General features: G+C 73.9%; 17 protein-coding genes and 2 pseudogenes. 8 read left to right on the forward strand and 11 right to left on the reverse strand.

From position 1 onward, the window contains the following. Positions 1 to 32 precede the first annotated feature (32 nt). The 3 genes from OG906_RS18190 to OG906_RS18200 are packed head-to-tail and all read right to left on the reverse strand — an operon-like array spanning position 33 to position 1,293. Entirely contained in the window at positions 33 to 278 is a 246-nt protein-coding gene (locus OG906_RS18190) for a hypothetical protein (RefSeq protein ID WP_053675691.1), read from the reverse strand. A gap of 21 nt (positions 279 to 299) precedes the next feature. Beyond that, a complete protein-coding gene (locus tag OG906_RS18195; RefSeq protein ID WP_329444117.1) occupies positions 300 to 1,046 on the reverse strand; it encodes a CbtA family protein in 747 nt (248 codons plus the stop codon). A 31-nt stretch (positions 1,047 to 1,077) separates the two neighbouring features. Next, positions 1,078 to 1,293: a CbtB domain-containing protein gene (locus tag OG906_RS18200; RefSeq protein ID WP_053675696.1), complete on the reverse strand. Its 216-nt coding sequence runs from the start codon at positions 1,291 to 1,293 to the stop codon at positions 1,078 to 1,080. A 242-nt stretch (positions 1,294 to 1,535) separates the two neighbouring features. Here OG906_RS18200 and OG906_RS18205 point away from each other — a divergent pair, with 242 nt between their 5' ends. Continuing rightward, positions 1,536 to 2,015 carry a histidine phosphatase family protein gene (locus OG906_RS18205; protein WP_329444119.1) on the forward strand — a complete coding sequence of 160 codons (480 nt, stop codon included), beginning with the start codon at positions 1,536 to 1,538 and terminating at the stop codon, positions 2,013 to 2,015. A gap of 91 nt (positions 2,016 to 2,106) precedes the next feature. On the opposite strand, the gene pucL is transcribed toward OG906_RS18205, so the two are convergent. Next, positions 2,107 to 3,024, reverse strand: coding sequence for a factor-independent urate hydroxylase (gene pucL, locus OG906_RS18210; protein ID WP_329444121.1), 918 nt, complete (start codon positions 3,022 to 3,024; stop codon positions 2,107 to 2,109). Positions 3,025 to 3,309: 285 nt separating this feature from the next. Next, complete coding sequence (locus OG906_RS18215; protein ID WP_329444123.1) at positions 3,310 to 4,659, reverse strand: aspartate aminotransferase family protein; 1,350 nt, start codon at positions 4,657 to 4,659, stop codon at positions 3,310 to 3,312. A 393-nt stretch (positions 4,660 to 5,052) separates the two neighbouring features. On the opposite strand from OG906_RS18215, the gene OG906_RS18220 reads away from it, so the two are divergent. Next, positions 5,053 to 5,394 carry an ATP-binding protein gene (locus OG906_RS18220; protein ID WP_443067461.1) on the forward strand — a complete coding sequence of 114 codons (342 nt, stop codon included), beginning with the start codon at positions 5,053 to 5,055 and terminating at the stop codon, positions 5,392 to 5,394. On the opposite strand, the pseudogene OG906_RS18225 reads toward OG906_RS18220, so the two are convergent. The 3 genes and pseudogenes from OG906_RS18225 to OG906_RS18235 all read right to left on the reverse strand — a co-directional run. Further along, positions 5,387 to 6,163: pseudogene (locus tag OG906_RS18225) on the reverse strand (SigB/SigF/SigG family RNA polymerase sigma factor); the annotation flags it as partial. The gene OG906_RS18220 and the pseudogene OG906_RS18225 sit on opposite strands and share 8 nt — an antisense overlap. A 105-nt stretch (positions 6,164 to 6,268) precedes the next feature. Continuing rightward, a complete protein-coding gene (locus OG906_RS18230) occupies positions 6,269 to 7,159 on the reverse strand; it encodes a PaaX family transcriptional regulator C-terminal domain-containing protein (RefSeq protein WP_329444127.1) in 891 nt (296 codons plus the stop codon). Beyond that, positions 7,156 to 7,749: a GNAT family N-acetyltransferase gene (locus tag OG906_RS18235; protein WP_329444129.1), complete on the reverse strand. Its 594-nt coding sequence runs from the start codon at positions 7,747 to 7,749 to the stop codon at positions 7,156 to 7,158. The genes OG906_RS18230 and OG906_RS18235 overlap by 4 nt, the downstream gene beginning before the upstream one ends. Positions 7,750 to 7,871: 122 nt before the next feature. Here OG906_RS18235 and OG906_RS18240 point away from each other — a divergent pair, with 122 nt between their 5' ends. Beyond that, the gene (locus OG906_RS18240; RefSeq protein ID WP_329444131.1) at positions 7,872 to 8,882 is read left to right on the forward strand and encodes an alpha/beta hydrolase family protein; all 1,011 of its coding nucleotides are present in this window, start codon (positions 7,872 to 7,874) and stop codon (positions 8,880 to 8,882) included. Positions 8,883 to 9,048: 166 nt separating this feature from the next. Here OG906_RS18240 and OG906_RS18245 read toward each other — a convergent pair whose 3' ends face one another. The 3 genes from OG906_RS18245 to OG906_RS18255 form a co-directional block, all read right to left on the reverse strand. After that, positions 9,049 to 10,362: a DHA2 family efflux MFS transporter permease subunit gene (locus OG906_RS18245; RefSeq protein ID WP_329444132.1), complete on the reverse strand. Its 1,314-nt coding sequence runs from the start codon at positions 10,360 to 10,362 to the stop codon at positions 9,049 to 9,051. Between the two features lie 103 nt (positions 10,363 to 10,465). Beyond that, positions 10,466 to 11,044, reverse strand: a complete 579-nt coding sequence (locus OG906_RS18250) for an NADPH-dependent FMN reductase (protein WP_329444134.1) — start codon at positions 11,042 to 11,044, stop codon at positions 10,466 to 10,468. 141 nt (positions 11,045 to 11,185) lie between these two features. Then, complete coding sequence (locus tag OG906_RS18255) at positions 11,186 to 13,864, reverse strand: LuxR family transcriptional regulator (RefSeq protein ID WP_329444135.1); 2,679 nt, start codon at positions 13,862 to 13,864, stop codon at positions 11,186 to 11,188. Between the two features lie 106 nt (positions 13,865 to 13,970). On the opposite strand from OG906_RS18255, the gene OG906_RS18260 reads away from it, so the two are divergent. From OG906_RS18260 to eccD, 5 genes and pseudogenes are all read left to right on the forward strand, one after another. Then, positions 13,971 to 14,573, forward strand: a complete 603-nt coding sequence (locus OG906_RS18260) for a DsbA family oxidoreductase (RefSeq protein WP_329444137.1) — start codon at positions 13,971 to 13,973, stop codon at positions 14,571 to 14,573. Between the two features lie 192 nt (positions 14,574 to 14,765). Then, the gene (locus OG906_RS18265; protein ID WP_329444139.1) at positions 14,766 to 15,596 is read left to right on the forward strand and encodes a PP2C family protein-serine/threonine phosphatase; all 831 of its coding nucleotides are present in this window, start codon (positions 14,766 to 14,768) and stop codon (positions 15,594 to 15,596) included. A gap of 49 nt (positions 15,597 to 15,645) precedes the next feature. Continuing rightward, the gene (locus tag OG906_RS18270) at positions 15,646 to 16,590 is read left to right on the forward strand and encodes an MASE1 domain-containing protein (protein ID WP_329444141.1); all 945 of its coding nucleotides are present in this window, start codon (positions 15,646 to 15,648) and stop codon (positions 16,588 to 16,590) included. Between the two features lie 97 nt (positions 16,591 to 16,687). Then, positions 16,688 to 16,993 (forward strand): annotated as a pseudogene (locus tag OG906_RS18275) (hypothetical protein); the annotation flags it as partial. 232 nt (positions 16,994 to 17,225) lie between these two features. Next, positions 17,226 to 18,581 carry a type VII secretion integral membrane protein EccD gene (gene eccD / locus OG906_RS18280; protein WP_329444142.1) on the forward strand — a complete coding sequence of 452 codons (1,356 nt, stop codon included), beginning with the start codon at positions 17,226 to 17,228 and terminating at the stop codon, positions 18,579 to 18,581. Positions 18,582 to 18,625: the final 44 nt, after the last annotated feature.

Below are 18,625 nucleotides of genomic sequence, written 5' to 3' on the forward strand. Positions count from 1 at the left end.
GCGTTTCGAACGACCACGGGGTCACGCGGGTCTCAGACGACGACCAGCGCGACGGCCGTCGCGCCCATGAAGGCGGCGCAGAGGTGGACGGCGGGGTGGCCGTAGTCGCCGTACCAGAGTTGGCGGACCAGGCCGCCGAGGGCGGCCAGGGCCGTGATGACACCGATCTGGGCGAACAGGGTGACGGCGGTGAAGGGGGCCAGGAGCAGCAGGAAGGAGTTCAGCCAGAACGGGGCGGCGCCCGTCCAGCCCCGCCACTCCCTGATCGCCGTCGGCATGTGCGACCGGCCCCCTCATCGTCAACTCGTCGGCACAGCCTCCTGGGCCGGGGTCGCGGGGACAAGGGCGCGTTCGGCTAGATGTCCGAAGGCGAGGCCGAAAGTCGCCCACGTGACGGCCTGGAGGGCGAGGGTGGCGAGTCGGAACTGCCAGACCAGCGCCGCCGGGAAGCCTTCCGGCACCTCGTTGATGCCGGGCAGCAGCGCATAGGACAGGCCGATCGCCACGAGGAACGCGAACGCGGCGACGATCGACGCGTTCCAGTTGCCGAGCCTCGGTGCGAGGCGCCGACCCAGGATCAGCGCACCCACGCCCAGCAGCACGCTCAACGCGATCATCAGCACGAAGAGGGTGGTCCGCTGGGTGACCGTCTCGGGGTCGCCGACGGCCGGGGGGTTGGAGGGGTACTTGATGAACGGCACCAGGTTGACGGTGAGGAAGAGCCCACCGGAGACCAACAGGGCCGTGGCCCGCGGGCCGAAGCGACCGATGCGGCCCAGGGCGTAGCAGAAGACGAGCGCCGCGATGCCGCCGATCGCGACGCCGTACAGGAGGGTGCCGGTGCCGAGGCCGGCCGTGGCCTGGAGGGCACGGCTGACGGGGGCGCCCTCGTCGCCGTGCTCGTGGGCGCCGGCCTCCTCGATGGCGATCGCGGCGTCCACCTTGGACTCGCCGAGGAGATAGGCGACGAGGAAGGCGGCCACGCCGGCCAAGAGGCCGGCGAGCATGCCCCGCACGAGCAGGACTCTGGGGGAGATGGGGTTCATGTTCGGGTTCCCTTGCTGAGCGGTGCGGGGATCAGTGGCAGGGGAACCCGAGGAGGTGACGACCGTCGTGCATCCACTCGTGGATGGTGTCGCCCTCGAAGATCGCGGTGGCGCCCTGTTCAGCGCCGACGAGGTACAGCAGGACGAGCATGAGGACGCCCGCGAAGACGGCCCAGGGGGCCAGCGCGGAGAGGGAAATCGGGGCAACGGCGGCGGGAGCCGTCGTGGGCACGGCGGACTGAGCCATGGCAGAACCTCCAGGGGGAACACGCGTCCCGGTCAGTGGTGCTCTTGACGAAGGTGGCGGGTCTGACTTCCCTCCCCGAACTCCTGCGGGAGGTTTCACAGTGGCGCGACCGTGCCGGATTCTCACCGGTGCTTCCGTCATACCGTCGTCATGTCGTCCGAGACCGTACCGCGCGCCTGGCTGGAACACCACGGCGTGTGGGCGCCGTCTCACGCCCCGGGCGGGCGCTTTACGCTCCCCCCATGGCCTCTGTGCGTTCCGTGCCCCCGCGATCCGTCGTCCGCGTCCACCTGGTCACCCCGCCGTCGAGCCCCGACGGCCGCCCCGGGACGTTCGGCCGCGGGGAACCCGTCCCGGGCCACGAGGGCCTGCGCGGCCTCGCCGTCGGGGCGTGGGCGGGACGGGCGTTGGAGGAGGTCGCGGCCGAGGACCCGGAGGCCGTGGGGGCGTGGCTGACCGACCCCGGATTCGCGCCTCCCGGCGGGGAGTCGGTGGCCGCGCTGATCGCCCGGGTCGGCGCGCACCTGGCCGCCCTGGCCCCCGGAACGCACCGGGTGGTGGTCGAGCAGGCCGTCGTACGGGCGGCGGTGGTGCACGCCCTGGAACTGCCGGCCCCGGTGTTCTGGCGCCTCGACGCGCGGCCCGACACGGTCACCACCCTCACCGGCCGCTCCGGCCGCTGGAACCTGCTCCTGGGCCGCCCCGACCCTGACGCCGGATGAGGAACGCGAACGGCCCGGAGACCGGATGAGGAACGCGAACGGCCCGGACCCCGCGACGCGGTCCGGGCCGAACTGACGGGTCCTTCGGGCGTTACGCCACGATCCAGTCGCTGGTGGCGATGACGGGCCGCACGCCGTCACGGTGGATGGTGCCCTCGATCAGGCCGTACATCCGGTCCGCCGCGAAGTAGACCTCGTTGTCGTTCTTGAGGCCGAAGGGCTCCAGGTCGACCAGGAAGTGGTGCTTGTTGGGCAGGTTCAGCCGGACCTCGTTGACCTTGGGGCAGTTGTCCAACACCCGCTCGGCCATCTGGTTCAGGGTCTGCTGGAGCGAGTACGAGTAGGTCTCCGCGAAGGCCTCCAGCAGGTGCTTGCGCACCTTCTTGTACGACTGGTCCCAGTCGTACGCGGAGTCCTCGGAGGCCAGGGCCGAGTGCGCCCACCGCGAGGTCACCTTGGTCGCCAGGATGCGGTCGTACGCCTCCTGGAGGGTCGTGTACTTGTCCTTGATGTAGCCGTGGAACTCGGAGTTCGTCGAGTTCATCACCGTCAGGTCCTTCAGCCCGGAGATGACCTGGAGGCCCGTCGTCTCGCTGAACGTGACCTGCGCGGTGCGCACTTCCTGGCCCTTGAGGACGAAGGAGTGCTGCTCCTTGCGCGTGGGGACCGGGATCCGCTCCCACACGAACTCCTCGATGCGGATCTGCGCCTCGCGGATCGGCACCTGGGAGGAGACGAAGTGCCTGGCGAGCAGGATGCCGAAGGCCTCGGGAGAGTCGATGCCGTGTTCCTTGGCGAAGGCGTACACGGTGTTCTTGGTGGTGTCGGTCGGCAGGCAGTTGGCGTTGTCACCGGTCAGGTGGACGTCGCGGAACTCGCCGCGCAGGGCCACGGAGACGTTGAGGTCGCGGATCTCGTGCCAGGAACCGTCGCTGCCCTTGCGGGTGACCTTGACGATGCGGTTCTCGGCCTTGCCGTACTGGTTCTGCGCCAGGACGTGCTTGCTCATGGTGTCTTCCTTCGGGTTCTCGGGAACACGGAGTCCGGTCGTCTGGATCCCGTACGCCCGGCGTCCAGCGCCCGCCCGAAGTTCAAGACGTGGTCGCTCCCCGCCGTTCGGCCCCGCAGGACCGCCCCGGGACTGACGTGCATCCCGGTCCGTAGGTGCTGGGTACTGCTGTGTGCTGCGCTACGGATTGCAACATGCGCGCGCGGGGATCTCCCCCGCACGGATCATCCGAACACCGGCACCCACGGATTGGGCGACCCCACAGTTCCCGAAGGGAATCCCAGGTCAGGCCATGTGCGCGTCGGCGACCGAGAGGGCCTCGTCGAGGATCGCCAGGCCCTTGGCCACGTCCTCGGCGGAGATGTTGCAGGCCGGGGCGACGTGGATGCGGTTGCCGGCGATCAGCGGCCACAGCCCGCCCTTCTTGCAGGCGGCCCCGAACGCGGCCATCGGCGCGTTGTCGGCGCCCGAGGCGTTGTACGGGACCAGCGGCTCGCGCGTCGACGGGTCCCGGACGAGTTCCAACGCCCAGAAGGTGCCCATGCCCCGGACCTCGCCGACGGCGGGGTGCCGCTCGGCGAGGGCGCGCAGGCCGGGGCCCAGCAGGTCCGCGCCGGTGCGGGCGGACCGCCCGACGGTGTCCTCCTCCTCCATCACGTTGATCGTCGCGACGGCGGCGGCGCAGGCGAGCACGTGCCCGGAGTACGTGAGCCCGCCCGGGTAGGGCCGGCGGGCGAAGGTCTCCGCGATGGCGGCGGAGATGGCGACCCCGCCGAGCGGGACGTATCCGCTGGTCACGCCCTTGGCGAAGCAGAGCAGGTCGGGGGTGACGTCCCAGTGGTCGGCGGCGAACCACGCGCCGGTCCGACCGAAGCCGACCATGATCTCGTCCAGGATGAAGACGATGCCGTACCGGTCGCAGAGCGCGCGCACGCCCGCCAGGTAGCCGGCCGGGGGCACGAGCACGCCCGGGGCGCCGCCCACGGTCTCCAGGATGATCGCGGCAATGGACTGCGGGCCCTCGAAGACGATGGTGTCCTCCAAGTGCCGCAGGGCACGGGCGGATTCCTCGGCCTCGGTGGTCGCGTGGAAGGGCGAGCGGTAGAGGAACGGGCCCCAGAAGTGCACGACGCCCGCGGTCGCGGTGTCGTTGCCGAAGCGGCGGGCGTCACCGGTCAGGTTGATCGCGGTGGAGGTGGCCCCGTGGTACGAGCGGTACGCGGACAGCACCTTGGGCCGTCCGGTGTGCAGTCGGGCCATCCGTACGGCGTTCTCCACGGCCTCCGCGCCCGCGTTCGTGAAGAAGACCTTGTCGAGGTCGCCGGGGGTGCGCTCGGCGATCAGCCGGGCGGCCTCGGAGCGGACGTCCACGGCGAAGCCGGGGGCGACGGTGCACAGCTTGGCGGCCTGCTCCGCGATGGCGGCGGCGACCCGGGGGTGCTGGTAGCCGATGTTGGTGTAGACGAGCGCGCTGGAGAAGTCGAGGAACCGATTGCCCTGGTAGTCCCAGAAGTACGAGCCCTCGGCCCCCGCGACGGCGAGCGGGTCGATGAGCTCTTGCGCCGACCAGGAGTGGAAGACGTGCTTCCGGTCGGCGTCTTTCACGGCGGCGAGGGCGTCGGCTTCTGCGTTCATGAGCCGAGGGTAGTTGTCCGGGATGTGGACCCCGGGGCGCCTCCCGCGCGGCGCGTCCCGCCGACCCCACGAGGACCATCGGGGGGCGTCGTGCGTGGCGGGCCGCGGCGGCGCCGATTCCGGAAGATGATGCGTGAGGGTGTGCAATCGGCACGCGGTCGCGGGGGGCGGTTTCGAGGTCCGGGCGGGCGGGACGTCGGGGTTGACCGGTCCGGGCCGGGGTAGGTGCGCCGCGCAGGGGCGGTGCGGGAGACGGGAGGCCCTGTGGCCGAGCAGACTCGGAGGCTGGTCCTGGGCGGTGCCACGACGGGGGTCGTCACGCGCTGCCGGGACTTCACCCGGCAGGCACTGGCCGACTGGCAGTGGACGCGCGACCAGGACGCGGTGGACGACGTGCTCCTCCTGGTCTCCGAAGTGGTGACCAACGCCTGCCTGCACGCGGGCGGGCCCCGCGAACTCGTCCTGCGACACGCCCCCGGACGCCTGCGCGTCGAGGTCAGCGACGACAACCCCGAGCCTCCGCGGCGGCGGGTGTCGGGAGACCGCGGTCGGCCGGGAGGACACGGCCTCGTCGTCCTGGAGCGACTCGCACGGAGCTGGGGGGCGCAGCCGTCGGGCGGCGCGGGGGTCGGCAAGACGGTCTGGCTGGAAGTGCCGGGTCCGGGGACCGACTCGGCTCGGACTCCCGAGCAGGGGCCCGGTCCGGATCCGGGTCGGTCGACTCCGCGTCCGTGAGGAGCCCGGTGCGCAGCCGGGTCAGGGTCCGGTTCAGCAGCCGGGACACGTGCATCTGGGACAGCCCGAGCCGTTCCCCGATCTCCGCCTGCGTCAGCTCCTCCCCGAAGCGCAGCTCCAGCAGGCTCCGTTCACGGGCGGGCAGCCCGGCCAGCATCGGCACCAGCGATTCCATGCACTCGATCAGGTCGTAGGCCGGCTCCTCCGCGCCGAGCGAGGGCCGCGCCGTGTACGGGTCGCGCTCGCCCTCCTCCTGCGGTTGCGGCGGGGCGTCCAGCGAACGCGCCGAGTAGGCGCAGGCCGCCTTCCGGCCCTCCGCGAGTTCCTCGGGCGTGACGTGCAGCCGCTCGGACAGTTCGGCGTCGGTGGGCTCGCGGCCGAGTCCCTGTTCCAGGGCGTCGTGCGCCTTGGCGGTGTCGATCCGCAGTTCCTGGAGCCGGCGGGGGACCTTGACGGCCCAACTGGTGTCACGGAAGAACCGCTTGATCTCCCCGGTGATGGTGGGCATCGCGAACGAGGTGAACTCGACGCCGCGGGCCGGGTCGAAGCGGTTGATGGCCTTGATGAGCCCGATGGTGCCGACCTGGACGATGTCCTCCATCGGTTCGCTGCGGTTGCGGAACCGGCGGGCGGCGTACCGCACGAGGCTGAGGTTGAGTTCGACGAGCGTGTTGCGCGTGCGGGAGTACTCCTCGGTCCCCTCTTCCAAGGCGGCGAGTTCGCGGAACAGGGCCACCGAGAGTGCCCTGGCCTCGTGGGTCGAGACATCGGTGAGATCGGTGTGTTCCATCGCTCTGCGCTCCTCCGGCGGCCGGCCCCGGGGCGGGGCCCGTCGTCGCGCGGTCTAGAGGGATATACCCCCTCACATCATGACCTACCCGGGCGTATCGCGCGGCTCGTCCGGGTCCGGTCCCAGGGCCCGCGCGTACAGCCGGAACAGGCGGGGCCCCGGGGACGGGGCGGTGGAGTCGAGCCGGTCCCAGGCGCGGGCGGCGGCCGCGCGGGCCGCCGCGCCGGGCCAGGGTCGGGGCAGCAGCTCGGGCGGCAGCAGCGGGTCCGGGAGCATCGCCTCGGAGAACGCCGCCGCCAGTTCCACCGCGCGTGCCAGCGGGTGGACGGGCCCCGAGTCGGACGACCCCCGCTCCGACGGCCCCGGCTCCGACGGCCCCGGCTCGGGGCGTGACGCCAGCTCGCGCAGCGCCTCGTACCGTTCCGCGATCTGCGCCAGTGGCCACAGCCGGGCCGCGAGGGCCCGCGGGTCGTCCGTCCCGCCGACCTCCAGGTCCCGGGTGCCGAGGCAGGTCAGTGCGGCCCCCACCCCCAGTTCGGCGGCCCGGGCGCGGACGTACGGCCCGATCGGGTTCGGGGTCACGTACAGCCCGCCCTGCAACGGCGCCGCCCCCAGGCCCGTCAGGGCGTCCCGCAGGGCGTCCCGGGCCGCCCGCGCGGATTCGGGTACCGCGAAGGCGAACACGTGCCAGACCCCGTCCCAGGGCTCCAGGCCCCGGTCCTGCCGGTAGGCGTGCCGGACGTACTCCACCTCGGGGACGGCCGGCAGTCCGCCGCCCGGACCCACCGCGCGCAGCACGGCCCGCCGCCCCCGCCCCTCGACCTCGAAGCGGCCCTCCGCCGCCAGTCGTTTCACGCACAGGCGGACCTGCTGGTCGGTCATGCCGAGCGCGCCGGCGACCTCGTACAGCTCGCCGGCGTCGACCGTGCTGTCCTCGCGGACCAGCGCGTGCACCACCAGCCGGGTGGGGATCATCGGACCGTCACCGCCTTGTGCATCGTCGTGACGGCCCCGAAGCCCAGGACGTCCCGCAGCCACGGCGTCCGCCGCACCTTCACGGCCCGGAAGCCGCGCCGCTCGTACAGGGCCCGCGCCCGCGGGTTCTCCTCGACCACGTCCAGCCGGATCCGCCGGCAGCCCTGCTCGGCGGCGACCTCCTCGACGCCGTCCAGCAGCAGGGCGCCGATGCCCTCGCCCCGCCGGGCGGGGTCCACGGCGATGCCGTCCATGACCAGCTCGCCGCGGGCCGGGGTGCGTTCCAACAGGGCCAGCAGGAACACCCGGTACAGGCCCCTGACCTGCCCGTACCCGGCCCTGATCGCGGCCGCGTCACCGCCGACGAGGCCGCGGCCCGCGAGTTGGTACCCGGCGACGCCCAGCACTCGACCGTCCTCGGCGAGGACGGTCAGGGCCCGGTCCGCGTGCAGGTGGTCCGCGATGAACCGGCGCCCCGGCCCGGCGGGCCCGAGGGCGGCGCCGAGTTTGTGGCCGAAGGCCTCCCAGTAGAGCTCGGCCACCCGTTCCTCGGCGCCCTCGGGCAGTCCGCGCAGCAATGTCGTCGTCATACGCACAAGCATAATACGTTCATGACCGTTACGATCGTTTCCAGTTCGATCGTTCTGGCGTTCCGAGACGCCGCGGCTTTCCGCGTTTCCGATCGACCCGCACGTCCCACGGGGGTACCGGCATGTCCCGCACACGACGCACCATCCGCACGCTCCTCCTCCTCGCCCTGGCCGCCGCGCTCCTCCTCACCGGGGTCGTCGTCTGGCAGAACGACTACGACCTGCGCGAACAACAGGTCACCGTCCCCGCCGCCGGGCACGAACTGTCCGGGGTGCTCGCCACCCCCACCACCGGCCGGGGGCCCTACCCCCTGGTCGTGTTCGTGCACGGCGACGGCGAGGTCGACGCCACGCACGACGGGTTCTACCGCCCCTACTGGGAGGCCTTCGCCCGCGCCGGCTACGCCTCCCTCTCCCTCGACAAGCCCACCGACTGGCTCGACCAGACCATGGACGACCGGGCCCGCGAGAGCCTCGACGCCCTCGCCTGGGCGGGCCGGCGACCCGAGATCGACCGGTCCCGGATCGGGCTCTGGGGCGCCAGCCAGGCCGGCTGGGTCCTGCCCAAGGTGGCCGCGCGGGCCCCGGCGCCCGGGGTCCGCTTCGTGATCGCCGTCGGCACCGCCGTGAACTGGGAGCGCCAGGGGGAGTACAACCTGCGCGCGGAACTGCGCGACGAGGGCGCCGGCCCGGAGCGCGTCGCGGCCGCCCTGCGCCGCAGGGAGACGACCGGCGCGCTGCTGCGGCGCGGCGCCGGCTACGAGGAGTACCGCGCGAGCCCCGACGCCGATCCGCAACTGACGGCCGGGCGCTGGACGTTCATCGGGCGCAACCACACGGCCGACGCGACCGCCGACCTGCGGGCGATGCCGCACCTGCCCGTGCTGCTGATCTCGGGCGCCGACGACCTGAACGTCGACGGCGCCGAGACCGAGACCGTGTACCGGGCGACGCTCGCCCCCGGCACCCTCACGGTCCGCCGCTATCCGGGGGCCACCCACTCCCTGGTCCGCACCCCCGTCGAACGGTCCTCGTGGCGGCTGCCGCTGACGGCGCTCTTCGCCCCGAGGGCGCTCTTCCCGCCGGGCCTCCTCGACGACCAGCGGGCCTTCCTCGCCGCGCAAACTCCCTGACGCGACGGGCGACGGCCCGTGGCGCACCGCCCGGCTCGCGGTCACTCGTGCGTACGGGGCTGGAGGAGCGCCGGTACCAGGGCGGCGGCCAGTGCGACGACCACCCACAGGTAGGTGTGCTGGAAGGCGCCGGCGAGCGCGGGGGCCGACGTGCCGCGGGCGACGGTCAGGCCGCCGCTGCCGGCCGCGCCGTGGTCAGCAGCACCGAGAACAGCGCCATGCCGATCGACCCGGAGATCTGCGAGTTGATGTTCAGCAGGGTGCTCGCGGCCGGGACCCGGTCCGGGCCGAACCCGCGGGTCGCCCCGGTGATGGTCGGCATCATCGTCATCCCGACCCCCGCGCCGGCCACCGTCAGCGCGGCCATCAGCCGCCAGTACGGGACCTCGGCGTCGCCGATCTGGGCCGTGAACGCCGCGTAGCCGAGCACCGCCAGCGACACCCCGACCGGCACGATCCGCCCCGCCGGGACCCGGTCGGTGAGCCGGCTCGCGATCTGGAGGGCGATCCCGGTCGCCAGCACCTGCGGGATGCCCAACAGCCCCGACACCGTGGCGCTTTCACCGCGTACGAGCTGGTAGTACATGGGCACCAGCATCAGCGCCCCGAAGTAGGCTCCCGCGAACAGCGCCATCGTGCCCACCCCGGCCGAGAAGGCCCGTACCCGCAGGAGCCGCAGGTCCAGCAGCGGCGTACGGGCCTTGAGCGCCCGTACGACGAAGGCGGCCACCAGCACCGCGCCGACGACGGTGGGCACCAGCGCGGTGGGCGAGGCGAAGTCGCCGTGCTCGCCGCCCGTGGCCAGCCCGTAGATCAGCGCCGCGAGGCCCGGGGAGAGCGTCAGCAGGCCGACGACGTCGAGCGGGCGGGACGCGCGGGTGGTGTCGCGGGGCAGGATCCGCGCGGCCAGGGCCACCGCGAGGAGCCCGACCGGCACGTTGACGAAGAAGATCCACCGCCAGGAGGCCTCGTCCACGAGCCACCCGCCGAGCACCGGTCCGACCAGCGGCCCCACCAGCACCGGAAGACCGAGGAGGCCCATCATCCGGCCCTTGGTCCCGGGGGAGGCGGCGTTCAGCACGATGGCCATCCCGAGCGGCATCACCATGCCGCCGCCGAGGCCCTGGAGGACCCGGAACGCGATCAGGGTCTCGATGTTCCAGGCCAGCCCGGCGAGGGCCGAACCGGCCGTGAACAGGGCGATGGAGGTGACGTAGAGCCGCGTCGTGCCGAAGCGGGCCGCCGCCCACGCGGTGAGCGGGATGACGGTGGCGAGCGCGAGGGTGTAGGCGGTCGCGGTCCACTGGACGGTGGCGAGCGGGGAGGCGAAGTGGCGCGAGAGGCCCCCCAGGGCCACGCCGAGGATGGTGGTGTCGAGCACCGTCATGAACGAGCCGAGGACCACCACCATGGCGATCGCGAGCGGGGAGGGGACGGGAGTCGCGGTCCGCCGGAGAGCGGCCGGTTCGGTGGTGGTCATCGGTGGTTCCTTCCGTTCTGACGGTGATCCGCGGTCGGTCGACGGCTGCGCCGGCGGCGACGTCGTCCGGGCCGACCGACCGTCAGGTCACCTGTCTGGGGAATCAGTTGCCGTACGGGCGGGCCGCACGGCCCTCGTGCAGGGTCCGTCCCCACCAGGCGAGCTGGTCGAGCAGGACCTTGGCCGCGCCGGCGGCGCCCGCCGGGTCGTCCGCCCGACCGCCCTCGCCGAAGTGGTCCCAGGCGGAGTGGAAGCTGACGACGTCCCGGACGGTCACGCAGTGCAGTTCGGCGAAGATCTGGCGCAGGTGCTCGACGGCGCGCAGCCCGCCGGCCTGGCCGCCGTACGACACGAAGCCGACCGGCTTGGCCCTCCACTCGGAGTGGTGCAGGTCGATGAAGTGCTTGAGGTGGGCGGGGTAACTGTGGTTGTACTCGGGGGTGAGGACGACGTAGGCGTCGGCCGCTTCGACCCGGGCCCGCAGCGCGGTCAGTCCCGGGGTCGGCTCGGTGCCCCAGTCGGGATGAACGTCGGGCAGCTCCAGCGCGGCGACGTCGATGACGTCCAGGTCGAAGTCGGCGTGCAGACGGGCGATCGGGGCGAACCAGTCCGCGACGGTCGGGCCGAAGCGGCCTTCGCGGGTGGAGCCGATGACGAGGGCGAGACGCAGGTTGTTTTCCATGCCCCGAACCTACGAGCGGGCAAGGCGGCCGGTCCTCTGTCGAGTGACCGGGTTGCGATGACCGGGGTCGTGACGGGGGCGGGTCCCGTTCCGGCGCAGACGGGATCCCGCGCGCCGCACCCCGCTCCCCGCCGGGTCTTTTCAGACCGCCAGGTCCAGCCGGGTCAGCTCCATCCGCGAGGTCACGCCCAGCTTCGGATACGCGTTGTACAAGTGGTACCCGACCGTCCGTGGACTGAGGAACAACCGGGCCCCGATGTCCCGGTTGGTCAGACCGGTCGCCGCGAGCCGCACCACCTGCAACTCCTGGGGCGTCAGGCGGTCCAGGTCGGACCCGGCGACGGGCTGCTCCGGCCGGCCCTCGCCCGCCGCGCGGAGTTCCCCGGCGGCCCGCCCCGCCCACGGGGTCGCGCCCAGCCGCGTGAAGGCGTCCCGGGCCGCCCGCAGCGGCCCCCGGGAGTCGACCGGTCGCCGCACCCGGCGCAGCCACTCCCCGTACAGCAGGGCCGTCCGGGCCTCCTCGAAGCGGTCCGTGTCCCCCTCGCCGTGCAGGGCCAGGGCGCCGCGGAACAACTCCTCGGCGTCGTCGGCCAGCAGGGCCTCGCACCGTACCTCCACCGCGCGGATCCCGGGCCGGTCCAGCTGCCGGGACAGGTCCCGCAGCCGCTCCCACGCCGCCAGGGCGGCGCGCGGCCGACCCGCCCGCAGGGCCGCCTCCACCTCGTCGGAGTCCCGGCCGCAACACGTGCAGCCCGCCCCGGCCGGCGCCGCGGCGGCCCGGTCCGCGGCCGCCTCGTGCCGGCCGAGCCCCAGGTCGAGCAGGATGCCCGCCGACACCAACCGGTGGCGTATGTCGGGCAGGTCGACGGTCCCGGCGGTGACCGCCAGCTCCCGGTACCAGGCCTCGTCGCCCCGGGCGGCCGCCAGACCGGCGAGCGTGCCCGCGAGCTGCGCGGCCGTCCGGACCTGCCCGGTGTCGGCGGCGATCCGCAGCCCCTCCGTACCGCCGGCCAGGGCGTCCCGGTGCAGCCCGAGCCGCAGTTGGGCCTGACACACCTCCAGCAGGGCGCGCGGCAGCACCCCGATCGCGCCCTGCGCCCGGCACTCCCGCTCGACGGCCGCGGCCCGCTCGCAGGCCGCCCGGTGGTCGCCCAGGAACCCGGGCCAGCACGCGGAACGCAACGCCTCGCGCAGGTCCCCGAGTTCCCCGGCGGGACGCGCCGAGGAGTCGCGCAGGAACCGCAGCGCGTCCGTGCGGACCTCCGCGTCCGGTGACGACAGCCGGGCCAGCGCCCGGATCTCCGCCAGGTTCGGCACACCGGCCGCCGTCGCCGCCCCGGTCGCCCGCGCCACGCCCTCCGGGTCCCCGCCGACCCACGCGCTGCCCACGGCGAGGAACAGCATCCGTCCCGCACCCCGCGGATCGTCGGCGGCCACCGGCGGCGCCGCCTCCACCAGCAGGGTGTGCGCCCGCGCCAGGTCGCCCCGCTCGTCGGCGATCTCCGCGACGATCGACGCGAGCCGGGCGGTCGCCGTCGCACCGCCCGGTGCGACGCGGGCGGTCGCGGCGAGCGCGCACGCCCGGTCCAACTGGCCCGCGTGCAGGGCCGCCTGCGCCGCGGCGCCGAGCCGGCGGCCGCGATCGGCGGGATCCGGGCTCAGTTCCGCGGCCCGCTCGTACACCCCCGCCAGCGCGGCGTGCCCGCCCCGGGCGCGGACCTGCTCGCCGCCGCGCTCCAGCGCCGCGGCGACCTCCTCGTCGGGGGCCGTCGCGGCCGCGGCCAGGTGCCAGGCCGCCCGGTGGCCCTCGCTGCACTCCGCCAGGGCGCGGTGCGCGGCGAGCCGGCGGGCCGCCGGGACGCCCCGGTACGCCGCCGACCGGACCAGCGGGTGCCGGAAGACCAGCCGGGTCCCGTCGAGCCGCACCAGAGCGTGCTGCTCGGCGGGCGCCAGGTCGGCGAGCCCCGCGCCGAGCCTGCCGGCCGCCTCGAAGACCGTCCCGGCGTCGCCCTCGTCGGCCGCGGCCGCCACCAGCAGCAGCGTCCCGGTCGGCTCCGGCAGGGCGGCGATGCGGGTGGCGAAGCTCTGCTCGATCCGGCCGCGCGGACCCCCGTACGGGGAGCCGTGGCCCTCGCGCCGCGCCGTGGTCAGCTCCAGCAGCGCGAGCGGGTTGCCCTCGGCCTCCCGCAGCACGTCCTGCCGCTCGTGGTGCCCGAGGTCGGCCGCGTACAGGGCCAACAGGTCGGCGGCGGTCGCCCCGTCGAGGCGCCGCAGCCGCAACTCGTCGAGCCCGGCCGGTCGGAACTCGGGCGTGTGCGGGTCCCGCGCGCAGAACACCAGGGCGATCCGTTCGGCGTGCAGCCTCCGGGCGGCGAACACCAGGGCCTCGGCGGACGCCTGGTCCAGCCACTGCGCATCGTCCACGAGGCAGAACAGCGGTTGCTCCTCGGCCAGTTCGGCCAACAGCGTCAGCACCGCGAGCCCGACCAGGAACCGGTCGCCGCCGGCGGGAGCGGCTTCCCCGGTACCCAGGGCCGTCCGCAGCGCGGCGGCCTGCGCGGCCGGCAGCACGTCGGCCCGGTCGAGCACGGAACGCAGCAGCAGGTGCAGCCCCGCGTACGGCAGGGCGCTCTCGAACTCGATGCCCGTCCCGCGCAACACCCGTACGTCGTCGCCCGCCTCGGCGAGCACACCGTCCAGCAGGGCCGTCTTCCCGATGCCCGCCTCGCCCCGCACCACGAGCACCCCGCTGCGGCCGTCGCGCGCCCCGGCCAGCAACCGTTCGACGACGGCCCGTTCCCCACCCCGGCCCAACAGCATCGAACGTCCCCCTCGGATCCCCGTCACCCGACGGATGCCCGGGCCGTCCCGGTGCTCCTACCGTCGAGCCGTCAGCTCGACCACCCACCGTACGCGGAGGCCCCCGATGAAGATCGAATTCACCCTCGACATCCCCTGCGTCTGGTCGTACTTCGCCTTCGCCCGCCTCACCCGGGAGGCCGCCCGGGTCCGTGCCGCCGGCGGCACGGTCGACCTGGTCTTCCGCCCTCACCAACTGGCGCCCGAGGCCACCGTCGAGGGCGAACCGAAGACGGAGGTGCTGCGGCGGGCGTTCGGCGCCGACATGGCCCCGGCGATCGCCCGGATCACGGCACTGGCCGCCGCCGAGGGCCTGGAGTTCCACCACGACCGGGCCGTCTTCTCCCACACCTTCGAGGCGCACCGGCTGATCGCCGTCGCCGCCGCGCAGGGCCGGGCCGAGGCCGCCGTCGAGCGGCTCTTCCGGGCCCACCACACCGACGGCCTGAACATCGCCGACCCCGCCGTCCTGCGCCGCCTCGCCGCCGACGCGGGGGTCGCCTGGAGCGACGGGGGAGCCGACGCCGTCCGGGCGGCGCTGGCCGCGGTCCGCGCCGAGGCCCTGCCGGGCATCCCGTACCTGCGCTTCCCGGACGGGGTCACCTTCACGGGCAACCCGTCGCGGGAGGCCCTGGCGGCCGCCCTCGCCCCGGCCGCCGCCACGGCGTAGCACCGGCCCCCCCACCCGCTCCCGGACGGGGCGGGGAACGCACCCGGGGCGGGGCCGCCACCGCGCCGGTACCCGCTCCGGGGCGGGACGGCAACCGCACGGCGTCCCCGGGCGGGGATCGGGACGCGCAAATACGATGGGCGTACCGCTCGGTCGTCCCACGTCGTCCCACGGAGAGAGGTCCAGACGCCCATGGCCCCGCGTCGTGCCCCTCGGCAGGCGAGCGCCGACGACCTCCTGGCCACCCTCGGACGGCTCACCGCCCAGGCCCGGGAAGGCGCCGAGCTCCAGCGGGCCCGGGTCCAGCTGGCCGAGGCGCTGCAACGCGAGATACTGCCGCCCTCGCTGCCCGACGCCCCCGGACTGCGGACCGCCGCCCGGTACGCGCCCGCCCGCCAGGGCCTGGACATCGGCGGCGACTGGTACGACGGTTTCCCGCTGACCGACGGTTCGCTCGGCTTCTCCATCGGCGACGTACAGGGCCACGACGTGGAGGCGGCGGCCTTCATGGGGCAGATCCGCATCGCCCTGCGCGCCGTCGCCGCGGCCGCCGAGGACCCCGGCGACGTGCTCAGCCGCGCCAATGACCTGCTGATCTCGGTCAACCAGGAACTCTTCGCCACCTGCACCTTCCTCCGTTTCGACCCGAGCACCTGGGAGATCGACGGCGCCCGGGCCGGACACGTCCCGGCCGTCTGGGCCACGGTCGACGGCGACTGCGGGACGGACGAGGACGAGGGCGGGCTCCCGCTGGGCGTCCTCGCCGGTTCCGACTACCCCGTCACCCGCCGCCGGCTGCGGCGGCCCGGCGCCTACGTCCTGCTCACCGACGGGGTCGTCGAGGGGCCCTCGTTCCCCATCGAGACGGGGCTGGCGGAGGTGGTCCGGGTGGTCCGGGACGGGGCGGGCGCGGACCCCGAGGAACTGGCCGCCGAGGTGATGAAAGTGGCCGACTCGACCGGCCACGCGGACGACGCGGCGGTCCTCGTCCTGCGCCACGACGCACCACCGGGCACCGAGTAGCGCGTGTCAGGCGCCCCCGGGAGCGGCCGGCCGTTGTCTCATACATGGGGTGCACACCGAGCGATCGCGACGCCGAGGCCTCCCGTACCTGCTGCTGTCGATCCTCGCCGTCGCCCTCGCCTATTACCTGGGCGGACGCGTCGGCCTGCTCCAGCGCGTGGTCCTCGCGGGCGCCCAGGTCACGCCCCTGTGGCTGCCCACCGGGATCGCGGTCGCCGCGCTGCTGTGGCTGGGGCCCCGGATCTGGCCGGGGATCGCGCTGGGCACGTTCTGCGTCATGCAGACCTTGGGCCCGTTCGAGCCGGTCGGCCTCGCCATCGTCGCCGGGAACACCCTCGCCCCGCTCTGCGCGTACGCGATGCTCCGCCGGGTCGACTTCCGGACCGAGATGGACCGGCTGCGGGACGGCCTGGCGCTGGTCTTCCTCGGCGGGCTGCTGCCGATGCTGATCAGCGCCACCGTCGGCGCCGGGGTGCTGGCGCTGAGCGGCAGCCTGCCGGCGAGCGGGTTCTGGCCGGTCTGGTGGTCCTGGTGGGCCGGTGACGCGATGGGCGTGCTGGTCGTGACCCCGCTGCTGCTGGTCCTGCCCCGGTTCCGGCTGACCCCCGACCCCTACCGGCTCGCCGAGGGGGTGGCGCTGGCGGTCACGGCGGTGGTGGTCACCCTGCTGGTCACCCACAGCTCGCTCTCGCTGCTGTTCCTGGTGTTCCCGCTGCTGATCTGGGCCGCCGTGCGCTTCCAGCTGCCGGGAGCGGCCCCCTGCTCGCTGCTGATCTCCGTCGTGGCCATCGCGGCGGCCACCGATCGGGCGGGCCCCTTCGAGGACCACAGCCTCTTCGAGATCATGGCCAACCTGATGGCCCTCAACGGCTCGGCCGCCCTGACGGCCCTCCTCCTGTCGGCCATGGTCACCGAGCAGCAGAACATCCGCCGCAAGATCGAGCAGGCCTGCGTGGAACTGGCCGAACTGGTCGCCCGCCTCTCCCAGCCGTGATCCGCACCGCGACGCGCGGAGCCCCCGGGGTGTGCCCGAACCCGACGGATGTTCTATGTTGCACAGGCAAAACAGCGGGGGAGGCGACGGACGACACATGGCACGGGACTACGACAGTCAACTGCTGGAGTCGGTGGCGGTACGCCGTCGCAGGATGCGCGACGCGCTGCTGTTCGGGGCGGGGCGGGCGAGACGCACCGCCGACGAACGGCTCGGGAAGGTGTTCGCGGGGGTCGCCATCGCGGCCGTCCTGTGCGCGGGCTGCGTCGGATGGTCCTTCATCCAGGCCACGCTGGCGAAGCAGAAGGCCGAACAGCAACAACAGAAGCAGCAACAACAGGGACTCGTGCAGCCGTACGCGCAGCCGTCGGCGACCCCGACCCCCTCGCAGGCGTCGGCCCCGTCGAAGGCGGCCTCCAAGGCCGCGTCCGTGCACGCCCCCGCGTCCGGGTCGCGGTCCCCGAAGCCCTCGAAGTCCGGGACCCCGACCGGGTCGGCGACCCCGTCGAAGTCCCCCCGCCCGTCCAAGGCCCACACGTCGCCCCGGCCGTCGGCGACGAAGTCGCCCGAGCCGACCCATTCGTAGAAACCTTGACCCTGAAGGGCCGCAACGCCGCGATGATAGGTTCCCGCAAGTGGTGAGCACAGCTACGACTTCCCGAGCGCAACTGTCCCGGGTGACCCTGGTCGGCGAGCGACGCCGGGCCGACATGGTCCTCCCCTCGGACACTCCCCTAGGTCAGCTGCTTCCGGACATCCTGCAGTTGCTCGACGACCGTGCCGCCTCGCGGCCCATGACACGCCAGTTGGTGACGTCGGACGGTTCGGCGCTGCCGCAGGACAGCACCCTGGCCGGCGCCGGCATAGCCGACGGCGCGGTCCTGCGGCTGGTCAGGACCCACTCCGCGCCGCCCGCCCCCGTCGTCCACGACGTCGTCGACCTGGTGGCCGACGACCTCGACCTGCAGGCCTGGCGCTGGCGCCCCGCCGCCCGCAGGGGCAGCGCGGGAGTGGCGACCGTCGCCTTCGCGGTGACCGCCGCCCTGCTCGCCCGCCGCGAGTTCGCACTCGACGCCCTCGCCGGCGCCCTGCTGGTCGTCACCGTCCTCCTGCTCGCCGTCGGCGCCCTCGGCGCACGCGTAGGGAAAGGAAACCGGGGCCTGGCCACGGCCCTCCTGCTCGCCTCCGGAGGACTCGGCATCCTCACGGCGTGGACGGCCGCCGACGCCTACCAGTGGGCGGGCATCGCCCGACTGGCGGCCGTCGCCGCCGCGCTCGTCGTGACCCTCGTCATGCTCGGCTGGTTCTCCCCGCTCGGTCGCGGCGGATTCATGGGCGCGGCCGCCATCGCCACGATCACCGCCGTGTGGGAGGTCGTCGCCTCCGTCCAGGACGACCCGGCGCGACTCGGCGCGGTCATGGCCGTGTTCTCCGTCGTCGTGCTCGGCCTGCTGCCCCGCCTCGCGCTGATGGCCTCGGGGCTGACGGCGCTCGACGATCGGCGCTCCGGCGGAACCTCCGTGAGCCGGCACCAGGTGGGCAACGCGCTCGCGGCCACGCACCGGGGCCTCGCCCTCGCCACGATCGCGGCGGCCGTCTCCGCGGCGGCGGCCGGGTGGTTGCTCACGCTGGCCGGCGAACCGAGCGTGTGGACCGTGGTCCTGCCGGCGCTCGTCGCCGTGGTGCTCCTGTCGAGGGCGCGGGCCTTCCCGCTGGTCGCGGAGGTCGTGGCGCTGATCGCTGCGGCGGGGTTGCTCCTCGTACGCCTCGTGGTGCTGTGGATCGGTCACGGCGGCGGCGCGGGAGCCCTCGCCGTGCTGTGCGTGGCCGCGCTGCTGCCGCTGCTCGGGCTCGCGATGCAGCCGCCGGACCACGTGCAGGTGCGGCTGCGGCGCACGGCCGACTTCGTCGAGTCCGTCGGGGTGGTGGGGTTGTTCCCGCTGGCCGTCGGGGTGTTCGGCATCTACGGGCAGTTGCTCGACAAGTTCTGAGGTCCACGCGCAGGTGTTCCGCTGTTCCGCGCGGGGCGGCAGGT

This window comes from Streptomyces sp. NBC_01426 (assembly GCF_036231985.1).
GTDB lineage: Bacteria > Actinomycetota > Actinomycetes > Streptomycetales > Streptomycetaceae > Streptomyces.